This is a genomic window from Paenibacillus sp. OK060 (assembly GCF_900101205.1).
Classification (GTDB): Bacteria; Bacillota; Bacilli; order Paenibacillales; family Paenibacillaceae; genus Paenibacillus; species Paenibacillus marchantiae.
This window is the reverse complement of record NZ_FNFR01000017.1, coordinates 1-17115: the sequence shown is the minus strand read 5'-3', so window position 1 is coordinate 17115 and position 17115 is coordinate 1. Positions and strand designations below refer to the sequence as shown.

Below are 17115 nucleotides of genomic sequence, written 5' to 3'. Positions count from 1 at the left end.
CTCAAAATACTCCATCAACTATTCGCTTAACCAAAACAGACTCAATGCACTTGCCCCCTGATACCAGAGCTTGGTTACGTCGTAGAAGTTCAGATCGAATCCCATCGTTCTAATAGTTGTTACAGCCCATGAAATAAAAGCCGAGACAGCCGCAATATCGAATCGGAGTTCCTAGGACGGATATTATTCATGATTGAGATGGGTAATAGTTCGAGCTATTTTTGCGTTGTGATAGTGTACTTCCCAACATCCCGCGGGGTATAAACAGTCAAGGGGACCCAGCTCATCTACTATTTACTCCGTCCGTAATATCGTGCTTTGCGAGTCGATCTGCTTACAGAGGAGGTCTTTTGCTTTATGCGCCATAAAACAAATTCATGCGGCCTGCGATACTGAGGGCAGACGAAAGATGCCCCGTTTTTCAGCCTCACCCATTAGCTCCGAGAAACAAGACCGCGATGTTAGCCAACGAGCTTTTTGATCCAGAGAGAATAGATCTCCACAGGTTTCATTGGGAAATTGCTCTCTCCAACATTTCTATTAATTCATCTCTCTTTTCTTCATGCGTCATCTGATCTACTGGTTTGTATTCACCTTCATAGTTATAATCTTCTGCATTATATTTTTTGTTTTTCTGGGAAGTAAATTTACTCTCCTTATTTTCATCCGATTCTTTATTAGAATTAACTTCTTTTCTTAATTCGGAAATTTCATTCCATGTATACTCTTTCCCATTGATTTCTGTTAGGTTACCGAGGGTACTGTGGTATTCAAACTCGTTTGTCGAAGTAGCCAGAACAATAGATGGATTATGCACCCTATCCATAGCAGACATAGTATTTTCTATTTTTTTTGAATCTACTAGAAATTGTATTCTTTTAGATTTAAATTCCCTATCAATCTCAGTGATATAGTCATATTTTTCAACAATGGAAAATGAGTTGAAGTTATCCTTCACCTTCAACTTTAAATTTGTACAGTCACTCCTCGACTCGTCACATTCAAAACTTAAAAGTAAGTCAAATTTGTTTTTGGCATCAGTTTCAAACCAGCTCTCTATAGATTTCGCAAAATTTTTATCAATGGATTTTTCCTTCAGAGCTTTGTATCCTATGTATCCGAAACAAGCACCTACAATAATCAGACAAGATAAAATTATAACTATGATCTCTCGATCAAAAAATAGACGTTGCTCTTTCATTTCCTTATACCTACCAATTTTTTATTTTTTTCAGCAAACATGTCTTATAAAGTACACAGTTTTTTGTTCTCGTGCCAATAGTCCACCTTTTTCTCATAGTTTTTTTGATTATTACTCAGCATTTTTTTCTGTGACTATGCTTAAAGTTACTTCTAATGGTTCTATTTACCTACGAATCATAACATAGAATATATGAATTAGAAATATATCCCTTCTAAAGTCCTTATGTTTGGATAGCATAAGTCAAATTAACTTATATAGTCAGAGACATTTCATCTATAGTGATTGAGACATCTATGAAAGATTTGAATCTATTAGGAATAGTTAATATAATATTACTGAAGATAAAGTCACAGAAGAAACCATATTTCAAAAAATTGAGGATGAAGATTCTCTTATTCCAGAGGAACACTCAAAGAACGAATTGTCCAAACCTGTATTGGCCAAGTCAAGTTTAAACAACATCTGATGAGTCTAGAATGAAAATGTAAATTATGTGGCCTTGAGAATCTGAGTTTCCTACGGCCAAGCCATGGCAAACCCTGGAGGAATTCCGATAATGAGAGACTAGATAAATATAATGGTTTCCTCTTCTGCCCAGCACACGATTCTTTATATGATAAAGGCTATATCATTGCTTGATGAGGTTAAATGTTAATGAACATTGCTAAAGAGTGAGGGTTACGCTTTTCGATGGCCATCAGAAGTATGTGAAATATCATAGGGAGAATATTTTTATAGAGAATATCGAATTAAATGAGGTGGTCGAATGAAACTTGTCACAGCTGCCATATTCGAAAAAAGAACATACTATATTGATCACACCGAGAGGTCCACAAGATAAGCATGCAGGCAAGTGGGAGTTTCCTGGGGGAAAAGTTGAGCCTGGTGAACCGATGGAGGCATGAGTGAAACGTAAAATCCAAGAAGAACTCGGAATAGAAATCTCAGTTGATCAATTGTATCATAAATCTATTTTCTCCTATGAGCTAGGGACAATCAAGTTGGTTGCTTTCGAGTGACTTGGTTATCTGGAGAAAACTTAGATTGGTTGACCATGATTTAGTGAAATGGGTTAGTATAAAAGATTTGCTCAATTACGATTAGCTGCCTGCAGCTGTCCCTTTTATTATTCAACTTATGAAAGAATCGAATTAACAACCTTATATTAAGATGCTTTCATGGGCTGGTCGCCCAATTAAGGATATGCGATCTATGTTCAGAACGTAATGAGTTAGTTCGGCCCCTATCTCTCGTTGGCATTTGAGAGTTATTGTTCTTCGTGCAATGGACTGAGATAGACACACTGCTGGTGTATAATTTTTCGGCCAGGAGCACCGCTTAGAGCTATGTTGGACCTCGATATCGGCTCATCGCTTTAAGGTCTGAAGCAGGCTTCAAAAGAAGCTCAACATCTTGGTTCCATTTTTATTCATTAAGCTACAGTTTCCCGTAAGCTTAATGAATATATTCCTACTTATTGTACGGTACTCTTACTTGATTGTATGGTGAATTAAGCTGAAGAAAAAACTAGAAGAGTAGCTCTTTAACATCCTTCCAGTTATCAAGACGGTTTTATTAGTTTCGATAACATTGATTTAAAGCCATTCAATAATAGGAAAAAGCACCTTTATTTATATGTTACCTTATACAAGGACAAGTATTCTAAAAAAACCTGAAGCCTATTTAAATTGACTTCAGGTTTTTTAGTGTACTAGGTACTACTTAAAATCTAGCCTGTGTTTTACAGTAATCCATAGAGATATTTTAATGATTAATCTTTCTAATAATTTAGAACTATACTCTCTTATATCAGAAACAACAGATTCGAAAAGCTATATATCGTTTTTATCCCTTCGGAATTAAAGTATTTAGACTCTCGTTACACGCGACATCATTATCACTGAATCTACTGTATTTACATTTTCTATTTTATTATTCGTGGTATTTATCAGAACTCCCGTACCGAAAAGCTCATCGATTTTTTTCAAAGATAGATCTGTGCATCAGAATGCTATTGAAGACTGTATTTTCTATTTGTTTCCCATAAATCATCCATGTGGTTTCCTTGGATATAAGATCGTTGTGCTTTCTTCAATCTTCGCTTTCAGTTTACTGACTCAATGTTTCTTAACTTTTAAAAATCGAACGTAAGCGAAATCCAAAGAATGGAACAAAGGAGCACAAGAACAGAAGTTCTAAAAATATCGTAAAGGTTTGGTTGTTAATTGATAATAATAATTACCTTTATTAATGAGAGCAGCAAAGGCAATAAGTTCTCAGCTAGGGAAAGCTGGAACACTTTTGATTCCCCCTTTGCTTCTCAAAACTAATAATAAGGGAGCAATTATAATGGCATATACATTCTCGACTGTTACAGCATCAAACGGAGTAAAACTGTACGCAATTAAGACAAGTCCCAAAGAGGTATACATTAAATGGATCGGAGCATCTTCTGTACCAGCTCAATCAACTTATGGTGTTAACGGCGGTTTCTTCGAAGGATCGCGTTTGCTTCAGATTGCCGTGAATAATGGTAACTCTGTTGCACCTACAGGCCAAGGTACTGGCGGTTCAGAGAACGTAAGTCATGCACGAGGTACACTGGTGTGGGATGCTAAATACGAAGAACTCTCTGTACAAGTCGTTAAAACAACGAGTGAACTTGCACTCGGTAATCGAAATAGCTACTGGGCCCAAGGCGGGATCAGTTTGAAATTATCAAGTAGCGAATCAGTATGGAGAACTCAAGCCAATAAAGAGAACATACAGAATCCAGATGGTGGTGCCTGTCGTACTGCAGCAGTATACAATAACACTAAGAATCTCTGGCTGGTGGTTACAGATACTAAAACAACTGCTGCCAAATTCCGGGCCGCTATTCTAGAGAAAATTGGATCTGGGACTCTGGTGGATGGTATCATGCTGGACGGAAGTGGATCTTCGCAATACAAAGTAGCAGAGGGCTCTTATAGTGGTTCTGATTCAACACCACGCCCGGTTTATCAAATGATGGCACTACGCTAAAACAAAGTTCAAAAGAAGCCGACGATTCCAATTCGGCTTCTTTTTTATTTATCTGTAACATTTTCTGACTAGTATCGTTATTTACTTATATATACAATTTCAACATAACACAGAAATGAGTGATATAACATGAAAAAGAAAACATCAACTATCTTACTATCGCTGGCACTCGTAGTGGCACTTTCTGCTTGTGGAAACGCAACAGAGAATAGTTCGGAAACTTCCAAACAAGAGAACGGAGCAACTGAGGAACAAGCAGCCACTGAGAAACCAGCCGAAACAAAGGTTGAATTTGAAAAAGGTGTCTTCATAGACTTGGAAAAAGAAAATAATCCTTTGTTAAACGAACAAATTAAGGCAGTTTTGAAGAAGAATCTTGATGCTCAAGTTAACTTAGATGAAGAGGCCTTCCGCAGTACTTTTAAAGACTTAAAGACCTCAGATGCATACATGGGAACCTTTGGAGGGGAATATAAATTCACTAAGATTTATAATATTTCAGAAGATAAAACCAAAGATCAAATCTTAGTTAACGTAACCGGGGAAATGTTAAGAGATAATGCAATTGAAGATGCAGCTATAACCTATTATTTTGCGGCTGATGCAGATGGAAAATGGAGCATTGTGGCCATAGACTGAATCTATAATTGATAAAAGCTAATCTAGCGAAATCTAGCGTAGTTAATAGCCTAATCAGACAGGTTTTCGTTTAACGATATTGTACAAAGGATCATCTGCACTCTAAACAAGCAGTAGATGATCCTTTGCGTTAAGATTTGAACCATAATTAAACTTAGTAATTCCTTAAGAATCATGAAATAGAAGGATAATAGAATGCCGGTTCTCAGAACAATTTGGAGCGACAAACAGATCCATTATAGGTAACCCCAGTTGTTTGAGTGCCACCGGATAGTGCCGCGGAACTCAAGCCATTGGAGGTTCTAGCTACAGCAATCCAGTCAGATTAGTTGCACTTGTGAAAAAGGTTCCGTTTACTCTGTATTTTGCGGATTCTGATACGTTTTTACCCGAGATGGATTCTACATTAATTGTACTTAGATCCGCTTGGATGAACTGCGTTGCTCGCATGCTTCGTAGTTACATACTTAGCTTGTGACATATAAACGCCTCCTACAATAGATAGACCTTTCGAAATTCATTACCATAGTTGAGCATATTTTTATAGAATTTAAAAGTGTATTCCACATTTCTTATTATAATCTATCAGCCTTTTTGATTTAACTCTGCTCCTTCCTCTCCTCTTGTAAAGGATCTACAATTAGCTCCAATAAACCTAACTTCAAGCTTTGAAGGACATCTTCTTTTGGCATTTTAATGTACTTGGCTAGTTCTATCATCTCTTCTTCAAATAAATCAACTATTTGCAAAAATGCTTCATGGTCACCTTCTTTAGAACGTTGTACCAATTTTACGAAGTCAGTTTCGCTGATATCAATTTTAACGATTTTCTTTTCCATTTGTTCACCGCCTGCTGACTTATATTTAGCTCAAGTGCGATTTCTTTCTCTGATTTCCCTTCTATATAAATGGAACGTATAATTTTCCTGCCGATATCTGTGGAAATGAGATTTAAAATATCCTGTACATAAAATTTAGATATTGAATGACCTTCGAATGATTCAATGGAGTTACAATCATACAATGAACCAAACTCCTTGTTAGACGTAATTTTAGTTCGATATTGTAACCTCCATGCTAATCTTCTTAATTCTAAACTGTATCTTTCCTTTGTGGTTTGCATTCTAATCACCCCTGAATTTTTAGAAACAATAGTCTTTGGTTGAATATGAAGACAGTATGAATTACTAAATACACGATGTTTCGGGTGGGATAGGGAGAGTTAGGATCCATACGAATCCTAAAATTTAAATGTATACTCTAACTTATGTAAGACCTAACTATATTATATAATATAACGTAACGTTACGCAATATAATTTATATCGTTTATGTATTATATTAGTATATTTGTAACTTCGATTGTATAGAGCGTTATTAGTGGACTAATGATTAATTGTACAGAGAATTCTTGTACTAACAAGCAGAAATGGACAAACCCCCCCCCCCTAATTTAAGGGGGAACCATTATAAATAGAGGTAACAAACTAAATCATGCAGGTGGAAAATAAGAAAACGGCTTTAGTCGTTCTCGCATATTTTGTGCCCAGAAGGAATCTAAAGTATCACAATGTTCTAAATAGACAGTACTTAACTCATCTAAATTATTGGCGTTACTGTACTCATCTGCATCAAAGCCCAGTGCATGATGATTATATAAATTCAAATATTGCTCGATGTTAGGAACAACTTCTCTCAAAAAATGGATATCAAATGCCAAAGGCTCATTAGAATTCATAGTCTGATGAGCATTGATTGCACATCTGAGATAATAGTCTTGGCGTGTTCTTAGAGGCAAATATTTTAGTTGTTGCAAATCGAGTTTATCACGTTTTCTTCCTAATCCTTGGATAGAAAAAACAATTACAGCAGCTACTACGGTTAGGAGAAAAGCATGAGACTTATTTTTAATTAAATTAGGAATGATCTCGTTATACTTAGCTATATTGGATTCATAAGTCATTACACCAATGCTTCTTGTGGCTGCGAAGGCATCTGCATTTAGTTCTAGTGCTTGACTTACAAGTGGAGACAAATCATTTTGATCCTCGTTCATATACATGATAGGAGATTGACCATGATGTTTTTTAAATTTTAGATGCCCATTAAATATATGCCCTAATTCGTGATTAATAATGAGTCTACAAGCAAGATCAAATAAAATGTCTAAATATAGCTGTGCTTTGTTTTCCTCATAAGCCTCATTACCGAACGAAATTATTTGATAAAACGTAATATTTTCTCGATATAAGAGTGTGTTAAATGCATTGTATATTCTATCAAAAAACTCTGAATAAAAGATTAATGAGTATTGGTCTTGATGAAAAACACTCCGGGCATTGAACTTGATTGCATTTTGTATCTCGTACTGTATAGGAATTTTTTGATTGGTTAACGATTTTAAATCATTGTTAACATAATGTATCGATGCTTCTATTAGTTCATTGCAGCTATTTAGAAGAAAAGTACGTAACATAATAAACTCCTTACCTTTTTAAAATAATAAATTTTGCGTAGTATGTTAGATTTATGGAATAACGATACTGAATTCTTTAAACCTATAAATCAAACTCCATTCGCTTATACAGCGAATGGAGTTTAATAGTGGCTCTCAATTAAAAGATAATTGTGGTCGCTGTCCCTGCTGGAAATGGACCTCGAGCTGCCTCACGAACCTCGACAGTATCACCTACTTGAAAGGATAAAACTAGACCACGACTAAATTCGCTCCAATCTACACCATCCATGGAATACTCAAGGGTTGAAGTCAGTGGTGTAAGCGAATTAACCGTTTTTTTCACATTTACATTAGAGGTAAATGTAAAACTTTTAGCAGGTCCTGCCGGAAGATATCTTCCACCTTTTTCACGAAGCAATATGGTAAGATCACCTGGAAATTGGGGTGGGTTCACTTCATCGTATGATGTCCAACTTGCTCCGTCATCGAATGAATATTCCATAGTTGATGATATATACATGGTATCAAATGTGTTGGTACTATCATTGTGATAAATAAGTATTGCTACTTGATCCGTAAAGGAAAGAGATGCAGTTTTACCAGCTGGTATTTGATTTACTGGATCAGCTTGTAAACGAACTTGTACTCTTGCATTACCTGGGAAAACTGGTGGATCCAGCTCATCATAAGGTATCCATGTCGTCCCATTATCTACCGAGAACTCCATTGAAGCATCAGCACCAATTATGGTGTTTTTTGTTTCATCTTTAGTCAAATTAGGTTTTTCTGGAGCTGAAGGTAATTTATCTTTTACTGTGATAAAGATTGATGGTGTGTAGGTCCCATCCTGCAGTAGAGCTCGAATAAACAACTGAGTAGTATCTGCACTTATAGGTGTTCCTGGTAATATGCTGTACCCGTAACCTGCGTTCTTGTCTACGGTTGCGATTGATGATGTGCTTCGTCCGTTAGTTCCCCAAAGGAGTTCATAAGATACCACAGAGCTCTCGTCTTTGCCTGGTGACCATGTAATATCCCCTCCGACAGAACCGGCTTTTGAGTCAGTATCCACAAAGTTTAAATTTACAGGAGTAGCAGAAGCTCCCGAAAACGCCTCTTCGTATGCTGCCTTAATTTCTTGAATGCTAGAAAATTTACTCTCAGGAAGGTGGTTTCTTTGATCAAGAATTGATTGAGCAACCTCATTACGTGCGATACTATGAAGCTGATCAAATCCAGTAACATCAATATTTAGAATGGTTGCATATCTTTTTATATTGGCTTCCATATTTGCTGCATTAACAGCGCTATTAAACGTTCTAATTGCAGTCGCTTCATTCGTTGATGGGGCAGGATATTTTGCATTTACAGCAGAAATAATTTGCTTTACATCAGCAAATGTGGAGTATGTTCCAGCTTCCACAAGGGCTTTCTGATAGTATTGAGCGTTAAATTCAATGAGTCCTAATTCTTGGTTCAACGGTGATGGATACACCCCAAGAACATGCAAAACATCTTCCGCTCTGGATGGATCGACTGAGGTTCCAGCTTCAATAGCGAGTTGTGTCGTAATTAGCGAGACAACATCTTGTCCGGAATAGCTTCCGAATTTCCCAAATGAATGTCTTGAGGACCCTACTTGGATAGACAGTGCATCTTTAACATAAGACCAGTCTAATCTGTATGATGTATCAGTTCCAAGATTAACAGGATCGAAGTTCAATTCCAAAATAGGCATATCTGGAAGATCTAAATCCCAGCTGATTGAAGTAATGGGGATGTACCCAAAACCATAGTTTCTTAACCGTCCATCTTGTATCAAAGCGAAAGGATTTAATGTACTCGTCATTGCGGGAGTCAGTTCCCCTGAGAATTGAATTCTTATCTGACTAAGATTTTTACGCTCATATGGTAAGACATTTGCTGTATTGGGAACATAATTTGAAATTGTAATAAGAAAATAAGGACGTGATTCTTCTCCCGTTTCTGTATTTTTAAAATATGCCCAGATGCCGTACGCATTGCTTGGATCAAGCTCATTTAAAGTGTACACCGTTGGTTGATTAGATACCGCAGAAACACTCCCGCTTACATATGAAAGATTCCCAGGGAGAGTTCCACTTTTGATTTGCTCTGCCGTAGGTTGAACATTATCGTCTAATCGAACAGCCATATAATAAATTGTACCCGTAGCGTTCACCGTGGAAGTTACATCCACCGAGTCCGGTTTTCTATTCTCATAGTTGTTGGATACGAATGGATTTCTACTAACTGGGTTAGGATTAGACGGTGTCGGTGATGTACCTGGATTGGATGTATTCCCACCTCCTGTTCCACCGCTACTTGTGCCACCAGCCGAAGGATTACTGGAGCCGACAGATGGAACAGTATAGCCAGGATTAGACGCTCCATTAATATTTACTATCTGTGATTTAACTGCATTATAGTTTTCAATCACTTGCTCTGGAGAAACACCTTGTGGCAATACCACAGATTGGATAGCAACATTAGAAGGTAGTGTCACTTTGGCTGTTTTATCAGTAATCGTAATAGAACCAATTGGACCTGTGCTAAGAACAGAAACGTCTCCTGCACCTTTAATAATTAAAGAATCGAATTTTCCATTTCCAGTTAACGTAATAGCTTCACTTCCTGAAACGATTTCTAAGTTGGCTATATGAGCATATAGAGATACACGCGTTACACTCGGATCAATGGTTACGTTATTATACGTAATCGACTCGTCTCCCCATAAACCAGAAAGGGTAGACTCAATGTAAACCTTATCGATTACAGTCTTATTGATCGCTTCAACGCGCACATCTTCTTTTGCGATATTCATTCCTTTTAATGTGGATTGATCGAAAACTACCGTATTGTCATCTCCACCATTCACAAATGTCGTACCTTTTACTTGAATACGCTCAGCATAGAAATCGTTGTTCAGTTCCTTACCGATTTCAAGATCCCCGTTAATACTTATATTTTTAATCGTTATGTAGTCAGCAGCTACTTTTACATTACTTTGAATGATAGTATCTCCACCATCTAGTACCAGATTTCCTGAAAACTCAGATTGACCTAAAGCTGCAGGTTTTCCTGGTGTAACCAATTCTAATTGTAGTAGTTGAGAGATTTGCCCATCTACCGCTTCAAAGCGAATCACAGCGTTGGTAAGTACAGGAGTATTTTTTGCAGAGAAGAACGGTTTTAAGGAATCGCTCACACTGTATGTCTTGTCTCCAATTATTACTTTATTATCTTCAATCTTATCAATCGTTTGGAGATGACTGCTCTTTGTTTCTTGATCTAATCTTAGCAAAATGGCTGCTAGTTCCTGACGAAGCACAGAATTCTGAGGATAGAAGCTTCCGTTACTTCCAGTCATTAATCCAGAGGTTACCATAGTGGAAACTGATTCTTTAGCCCAATTAGAAATCTTTTGGTTATCCTTAAGAGTAGAAAGATCCCCCTCAGTGTCATCAGTTGTGTTAGATTGTGTAGCACGTGCCAAAATAGTGGCTAATTCTTCACGGGAAAGGACGTCTTTTGGACGGAAGTTTCCTTGGCTATCTCCCTTCATCCAGCCTGCTTGTCTCACCGCTTCAATAGCACTGGCGCTCCATAAGTCGGCAGAAACATCAGAGAATGAAATTTTGGTGACGGGCATTTGTTGAAGTCCCATGGCTTTTGCAAGAGCTGCAGCAGCCTCCTGGCGAGTCACTGCTGTTAAAGGATGAAAATAGCCCTGATGATCTCCACTCAATAGGTTCTTCTCCTGTGCCTCTTGTATGAGGACTTTAGCCCAAGGAGCTGCCTTTTCCAAATCTTTGAATGGGGCTACAGATGCGTTTGCATTTGAATGCATTGCTGAGCTTAGTGTAAGCGCTATGGTTGCAATGGTTGCAACGCCGATTTTTTTTGATGTTCCCATAATTCCTCCTATTGATTTAATTCTATTTTCCTACTTTAGGTATTTTGTTGGATCTAAAGTCCTATTAATAATAATATGTAATTTACTTTCTCACAATATAAAAATTACAGAAATATCCTTCGGATTATAGAATATTGTTACTTTTACTAACTCACACAGCTCAATCTTTTTTTAGAAATAAAAAAAAGAGACTGGGAAAGGAACATCTATATCCCATCAGCCTCCTTGACATTCTCTACAACGTTTAGAGAAGATTTTGTTCTTTGATCAGCTTTATTAATTGACTTATACGTCCTTGAGACAAGTCTAAAAGCGTTGATAATTCATTTTGAGTAGCTTCAGGATTGTCCTTCAATACAATAAGTAAACGCTCCATGGAATCCTTTTTTCTTCTCTTTACATCTGTTTTAGAAGTGGGAGTAAGGATGAGTTCTTCCTTTGAGGCAGCAGCTTGTACTTGCACATCCGCACTTTCTAAAGAGGAAATACAGGAAACACATATTAATTTCTCTTTGAAGTAAACTAAGTCATCTGGTGACTGACAAAACAGACAAGTACGACCTTGATATTTACGAAGAACCATTAGACCCTTATCCTCCGCTATTAGAAATTCAATAGGGTCTTTAATTTCGATTTCCATAGTCGTTCGTAATTCTTTAGGGAGTACAATACGGCCTAACTGATCCAGTTTCCGAACAATGCCTGTACTTTTCATAACTGTTTACTCCTTTTTTTGTTGCATATAATATCATAAAAAAACTTAGGAAGATACATTTAATAGAAAATATTAGTATTTTTACACGATATAGGATTATATTATGGTTTCATCAGAAGTGTTTATATATCTTCATAAGATAATTCTCTTTTGATAGCGTCCAAATTAATTTGCATCAATTATTTACCCATGCAAGCTTTTTTGGAATAATGAGGATTTCCTATCTTAATTACTAATAAGATAATAAAATGTAGAATTAGATTTTAAATAGTGGTAGTATGCACCTAAAAAAATGGTAGATGGAGGAAAGAAAGTAGATAAAAAGTCTCACAAACGTAAGTGGTATCTAGGTGTTGCGGTGTTACTATGGAGATTTTGACTTAGCGTATAAAGCCATTTCTGAATGCCTACTGCATCTATTATGAACAGCAAAACCCACCGCAGGCGGTCAACCTTTAGCGGTGGGTATTTCGTTTTTTATATGCTTGCCGAAGTGATTTCTTCTATTTTGATAAAGCTGTAGTCCTCTTCTCCCTGGACAAGTGTGATTTCCCTTCTAGGCTTGTCGATTGATGTGACAACCCCACGCATAACCTCATCATCGAACGGATTGAATACGGTCAATGTGACAGTTCGGAGTTCTTGGTATGATTCGAGAATTACCTGTTCGATCAGTTTCACTTCCTGTTCGTCTAGGCTAGGCTTTCCTCGTCTCTCCTGTTCACTCATGGCCTTTACGTACGCTTCACGATGTTCCGGAATCCGTGATCCCTCGTATACACCGTTCGCCGTCAATATGCTAGCCATAATAAACGCCTCCTTAATATTGAGTCCAATAACTTAATTCGTTTGGCAGAGCTGGTGGCGGTGCCTTTGGAAGCTTAGGCTTCTCCGACTCTCTTTCCCATCCTTCCAGGATCACAATATTGGCCGTGTTAGACTTATCCTCCCAGAGTATGTATTCAGTTGTAATAAGGGTCTCCAAGGCGGCCATAACTACTTTATCCCCCTTACCCGTTTTAACAGTCAATTCATGGATAGTAGGCAGCCGTCGCCGCCCACTACTGTAGTTGTATAAGATCCTCAGTACCTTCCGTTCATAATCCGTCAACATGTTTGAACCCCCTGTGCTGTCGTCCTGATCGGATAGCATGCCAGTAAACCGGATTCCTTAAAAGTCCGTGGCTGCCCTGACAACAAATCATCTGCTTTAAACATTCCGGATCGGATACTTTTGACCTGGATACGACGTTTCGTGATCTTTCCGCTTCGGTCCTCGTAAATGATCTCCACTAACCAACCCAAATATTTTACTGGCATGCTCATTCCTCCAATAATTAGAACACATGTTTGCTTTTTGCTATTATATACGAATATACGTTCGTTATTCAACAAGAAAAAACCCCCATTGAAGTTAATACTCAAATGAGGCTAATGTAATGACATATTCATTTAGGATCAGGGTATACTTGAACCCATTCCTTTCCTCCTCTATCTGTATATACATACTCTTCCGGGTCATCTTTAAATTGAACAGTAACAGGATACATCGGCATCTTACTTCTTCGAGCATGTATACTTAAAATTTCGGGACTTTCGATTCCTTTCTCATTTATCAAATAATTGCGAAGGCTTTCCTCTAAATTATGCATCCTCGACTTATAATTTAAATACCAACCGCCAGAGAGAAGTACAATAATAATAATAACAAAAGAAATTATCCATTGAGTCCTATACTTTTTCATTTTACCTCCTGATTGCTATAAGTAATATCAAAAGGATTAGCTCAGCCATCATTTGTCCATATTGCGTGGAGAATTATGGCAAAATCAATGGATATGCAGATTCAATAATTATTTGTTTTTTACTGGGATTTGGATTGATCGGTCTAGCATTCAATAGTTTGTCAGAATTCTTTGAAATGTTTAAAGGCTTTAGCATTTTAAAATAACTATACATAGTAAAGAACGGAGCCACTAAAGATGGCTCCTATTTTGTCCCCCTAAACTTAAACGTATCGCGAAAGTATCTCTTCCCCATAATCTTAATGGATACTGGGCTATACTCTCCTCCACCGGACCGCCATAGTCAAGTTCATTTACACATTAATCTTGACGCTGCCTACATAGATTGAATCCCCCTAATCACAGTTTGTTTTTCATAAGAACCTTACTTCATTAATTGTTATACAAGTTGTATTGAAACTAAGCAATAATTGTTTGAAGAAAATTTATCAAGAGTATTACTAAAAAAGAAATAAAAAAAGAAACATTTTACATTTTTCTTCGTTTATATTATACAGACGGCGATTACAGGAGAGATAAGATACCATCTAGAAATCGCTTCTCAAACTGAAGGAGTTGTAAACAAATGAAATACACAACTGTTTTACTAACAGCTACAATTGTTTTAGGAAGTTTTAGTACTCTATCGGTGACAGCAGATTCAAATCAAATGGGCAGACAAGTAAGCCAAATATCTGCCAAATCAACAGTAGTCAATAAATCAACGTATCAAAGTGTCAGTAAGTTTAAAAAAAATGTCAGCTCGACTACAATTACCTGGTCCGGTAAGAATGTAACTTTAACTGCCAACACATCTGAGAGAGAAAATGTCCCAACTTTCGAACGTACCGTGATTGATTCAATTGTATTAACACAGGGAGAGAAGACGTACACCTTAGAAACTGATAACTATGAAGATAAATTGCTGGATATTACCAGCGTTGCAGCATCTGAATCAAACAGTTGGCTTGCTATACAAGCACATCGCAGTTCAGGAAACACACTGATCTTAATGGATCTTAAAACGGGTAAAACAACAAATTTAAATGATCGTCTATTAGAAGAAGGAAAAAAGAATATAGAAACAGTTTCTTCTTATAATTGGTCACCAAAATCAGAACAAATCGCTTTTGCTTTCGGAGACACCGAGAAAAGTTCGTTAGCCATTTACAACCCCAATGATGATACTTTTGTATATCTTCCTCGAGCAACAAATTATATAAGCACTGGAATTATACTCTGGCAGAAAAATGGAACAATTTTGGACTATATTTGCGAGTATCCTTCAGATAATATGATTCTTTATCGCTACAACCTGGAAAGTAAAAAAGTAAAACCAGTAAAAAAAATAAGCAAGAACGAGTTTAAGGAATGGTTCAAGCTAGATAAATACCCAACCAAGTAAATTAAACAAGGGCGGGATATACCCGCCCTTGTTAATTAGATTTCATTTATTGTGATTTTCCCAGAACCTCCGTTTTTAACGAGTACGTCAATTAAAGCTTTTTGATCATCATTTGATAGTCTAATGCAACCTAAAGTTGGACGAAGTGGATACCAGGTTAAGGATGTATCTGTAGCTGGATCACCGCTATGGATCATTATCTCGCTACGTCCATTTTTTTCTGCGATGAGGAAATTCCCACTAACCGCTTTATTTAACCATACGCGCTTGTGTGGGCCGTATGATGAAACAGATCCCCCCACATTATGTATGACTGTATTTGCCACGCCTGTAGGTATATCTGCATTCTGAAGCTTCCAGTTGGTATGATCTTTACCGTTTGCTTCATCATTTGATCCACGACCTAATGCATCTTTTGGCCCAAAAATCAACTTACCACTATCGTCGTAAACTTTTAGTGTACCTTTGTAATTTCTGTTGGATGGGAAATTTGCAATAATGTGATAACCCATTGTTAAACGCCTCCATAAGTAGTTTTTTTTAAGCAGATTTGATGGAGTTTTTAAAACACTGAATGGCTCCACATTCTTAGAGTTTATGTATCATCTCTGCTTCACTTATAAGGAGTTTCTAAACACAAAATAACAACCAGACCTCTAATTTTCTTTATGTTTTCTGTTAATTCTTCATCATGGTTCTTTCTGTGATTACTATATAGGTCAAAGCTTTAGAATGATTTAGTCTTGATGCAAAAGAAGAATTTCTTACAATGGACGAATTGGGTATAGACTATGGTCTATTGAGAGATCTACAAAATAGACCTCGTTATAGCTTTTTTAACAATAATTCAATGGGATATACTAGAATCGACTGCGATATTTAAGTCTTAAAGTCGTCCAAAACAAGTACTAAGTTGTTAGATTTAAAATATTGAATAACTTTATCTTTGTGAAATCGAAATGATTCTGTGATAGTTGTGGATTTTCCCTCCGTTAGTTCAGAGGTAAATCCACCTTCGATCTTAGTATATTCAAAATGACTACTTTGTAATGATATTCCTACTTTTGAAGCTACTACAGCCCCAAAATCATTGTTTTCCTTAAAATCATTTCCACTTAAATTAACGATATTATCGAGCCCGATTACTTTCTCACAAAGAACTGATTTTCCAGTTTTAGATGTGCCAATAATAGATGTTAAATATCTAATAGTTAAAATGGATTGTTCAAGCCTAGTTTCATAAGAAAAATTCTCTTTCGGTTGCCTTGTAACATATGTATAAGTCGAGAATGCGCCTGGGTAAACACTTGGTACGATTTCAACATGAATATACAACCTCCTATCCCCTGTTCTATGCACCTAAAAGAAGAGGTATTAAAATGAAAATTAAGCAATCTCACTAAAATTAATTTAGAAGTATAATAAATAAATAATATAGTTATCGGTGAGTGACAATGCCCCACGATTCAGACAAGTTCGATAGTGTGCATGATTGTAAACACAGCGACCTTGTTTTAGACGCATTCCAGAACTTACAGGAAAAATACAAAAAAGCCGCCATAATGGCGGCTAAATTTGTACAAATGTTTTCGTGACACATGAAAAAAGTTGGATGTGTATGCCACGAGGACTAAATGGTGCTCTCTCTGTGATTAATGACTATAGGGACTCATCATCAATTTCAAATTCAGGGTCCTGTTCTTGATCGGGTTCAACCTCAGGTTCAGATACCTGCTCCTGCTCGGGTTCAACCTCAGGTTCAGATACCTGCTCCTGCTCGGGTTCAACCTCAGGTTCAGATACCTGCTCCGGTTCGGGTTCAACCTCAGGTTCAGATACCTGCTCCTGCTCGGGTTCAACCTCAGGTTCAGATACCTGCTCCTGCTCGGGTTCAACCTCAGGTTCAGATACCTGCTCCTGCTCGGGTTCGACCTCAGGTTCGGATACCTGCTC

Annotated in this window: 18 protein-coding genes; 5 read left to right on the top strand and 13 right to left on the bottom strand. The window is 37.2% G+C overall.

Features of this window, described 5'->3' with window-relative positions; genetic code table 11:
• Positions 1 to 508: 508 nt before the first annotated feature.
• On the bottom strand, positions 509 to 1201 hold the full coding sequence (locus BLS14_RS31490) for a hypothetical protein (RefSeq protein WP_090955750.1): 693 nt from the start codon (positions 1199 to 1201) through the stop codon (positions 509 to 511).
• Between the two features lie 510 nt (positions 1202 to 1711).
• On the opposite strand from BLS14_RS31490, the gene BLS14_RS33665 reads away from it, so the two are divergent.
• From BLS14_RS33665 to BLS14_RS31475, 4 genes are all read left to right on the top strand, one after another.
• On the top strand, positions 1712 to 1843 hold the full coding sequence (locus BLS14_RS33665; protein ID WP_371121728.1) for a hypothetical protein: 132 nt from the start codon (positions 1712 to 1714) through the stop codon (positions 1841 to 1843).
• 134 nt (positions 1844 to 1977) lie between these two features.
• Positions 1978 to 2109: an NUDIX domain-containing protein gene (locus tag BLS14_RS33445; protein WP_371121716.1), complete on the top strand. Its 132-nt coding sequence runs from the start codon at positions 1978 to 1980 to the stop codon at positions 2107 to 2109.
• 1444 nt (positions 2110 to 3553) lie between these two features.
• A complete protein-coding gene (locus BLS14_RS31480; RefSeq protein ID WP_090955748.1) occupies positions 3554 to 4228 on the top strand; it encodes a phosphodiester glycosidase family protein in 675 nt (224 codons plus the stop codon).
• A gap of 129 nt (positions 4229 to 4357) precedes the next feature.
• On the top strand, positions 4358 to 4867 hold the full coding sequence (locus BLS14_RS31475) for a hypothetical protein (RefSeq protein ID WP_090955745.1): 510 nt from the start codon (positions 4358 to 4360) through the stop codon (positions 4865 to 4867).
• A gap of 599 nt (positions 4868 to 5466) precedes the next feature.
• Here BLS14_RS31475 and BLS14_RS31470 read toward each other — a convergent pair.
• The 9 genes from BLS14_RS31470 to BLS14_RS31430 all read right to left on the bottom strand — a co-directional run bounded on the left by BLS14_RS31470 (position 5467) and on the right by BLS14_RS31430 (position 13718).
• Complete coding sequence (locus BLS14_RS31470; RefSeq protein ID WP_090955743.1) at positions 5467 to 5706, bottom strand: helix-turn-helix domain-containing protein; 240 nt, start codon at positions 5704 to 5706, stop codon at positions 5467 to 5469.
• Positions 5658 to 5990: a sigma factor-like helix-turn-helix DNA-binding protein gene (locus BLS14_RS31465; protein WP_090955741.1), complete on the bottom strand. Its 333-nt coding sequence runs from the start codon at positions 5988 to 5990 to the stop codon at positions 5658 to 5660. The genes BLS14_RS31470 and BLS14_RS31465 overlap by 49 nt, the downstream gene beginning before the upstream one ends.
• Positions 5991 to 6358: 368 nt before the next feature.
• Entirely contained in the window at positions 6359 to 7342 is a 984-nt protein-coding gene (locus tag BLS14_RS31460; protein ID WP_090955739.1) for a hypothetical protein, read from the bottom strand.
• Between the two features lie 139 nt (positions 7343 to 7481).
• Positions 7482 to 11258, bottom strand: a complete 3777-nt coding sequence (locus BLS14_RS31455; protein WP_090955737.1) for a DUF4073 domain-containing protein — start codon at positions 11256 to 11258, stop codon at positions 7482 to 7484.
• 244 nt (positions 11259 to 11502) lie between these two features.
• Positions 11503 to 11973, bottom strand: coding sequence for an AbrB/MazE/SpoVT family DNA-binding domain-containing protein (locus BLS14_RS31450; protein ID WP_090955735.1), 471 nt, complete (start codon positions 11971 to 11973; stop codon positions 11503 to 11505).
• A gap of 477 nt (positions 11974 to 12450) precedes the next feature.
• The gene (locus BLS14_RS31445; protein WP_090955734.1) at positions 12451 to 12780 is read right to left on the bottom strand and encodes a YolD-like family protein; all 330 of its coding nucleotides are present in this window, start codon (positions 12778 to 12780) and stop codon (positions 12451 to 12453) included.
• A 13-nt stretch (positions 12781 to 12793) separates the two neighbouring features.
• Positions 12794 to 13087 (bottom strand): hypothetical protein, encoded by a 294-nt coding sequence (locus BLS14_RS31440; RefSeq protein WP_176854901.1) that lies wholly within the window; start codon positions 13085 to 13087, stop codon positions 12794 to 12796.
• Positions 13081 to 13293, bottom strand: coding sequence for a hypothetical protein (locus tag BLS14_RS31435; protein ID WP_090955732.1), 213 nt, complete (start codon positions 13291 to 13293; stop codon positions 13081 to 13083). The genes BLS14_RS31440 and BLS14_RS31435 overlap by 7 nt, the downstream gene beginning before the upstream one ends.
• Positions 13294 to 13421: 128 nt before the next feature.
• Positions 13422 to 13718, bottom strand: coding sequence for a DUF3139 domain-containing protein (locus tag BLS14_RS31430; RefSeq protein ID WP_090955729.1), 297 nt, complete (start codon positions 13716 to 13718; stop codon positions 13422 to 13424).
• Between the two features lie 625 nt (positions 13719 to 14343).
• Here BLS14_RS31430 and BLS14_RS31425 point away from each other — a divergent pair.
• The gene (locus tag BLS14_RS31425; RefSeq protein ID WP_090955727.1) at positions 14344 to 15162 is read left to right on the top strand and encodes a hypothetical protein; all 819 of its coding nucleotides are present in this window, start codon (positions 14344 to 14346) and stop codon (positions 15160 to 15162) included.
• Positions 15163 to 15197: 35 nt separating this feature from the next.
• Here the strand turns inward: BLS14_RS31425 and BLS14_RS31420 are convergent, their stop codons facing one another.
• From BLS14_RS31420 to BLS14_RS32895, 3 genes are all read right to left on the bottom strand, one after another.
• The gene (locus BLS14_RS31420; RefSeq protein WP_090955723.1) at positions 15198 to 15674 is read right to left on the bottom strand and encodes a L,D-transpeptidase family protein; all 477 of its coding nucleotides are present in this window, start codon (positions 15672 to 15674) and stop codon (positions 15198 to 15200) included.
• A gap of 367 nt (positions 15675 to 16041) precedes the next feature.
• Entirely contained in the window at positions 16042 to 16497 is a 456-nt protein-coding gene (locus BLS14_RS31415; RefSeq protein ID WP_090955721.1) for a hypothetical protein, read from the bottom strand.
• A gap of 324 nt (positions 16498 to 16821) precedes the next feature.
• A partial coding sequence (locus BLS14_RS32895; protein WP_176854899.1) for a hypothetical protein occupies positions 16822 to 17115 on the bottom strand: 294 nt, incomplete at its 5' end.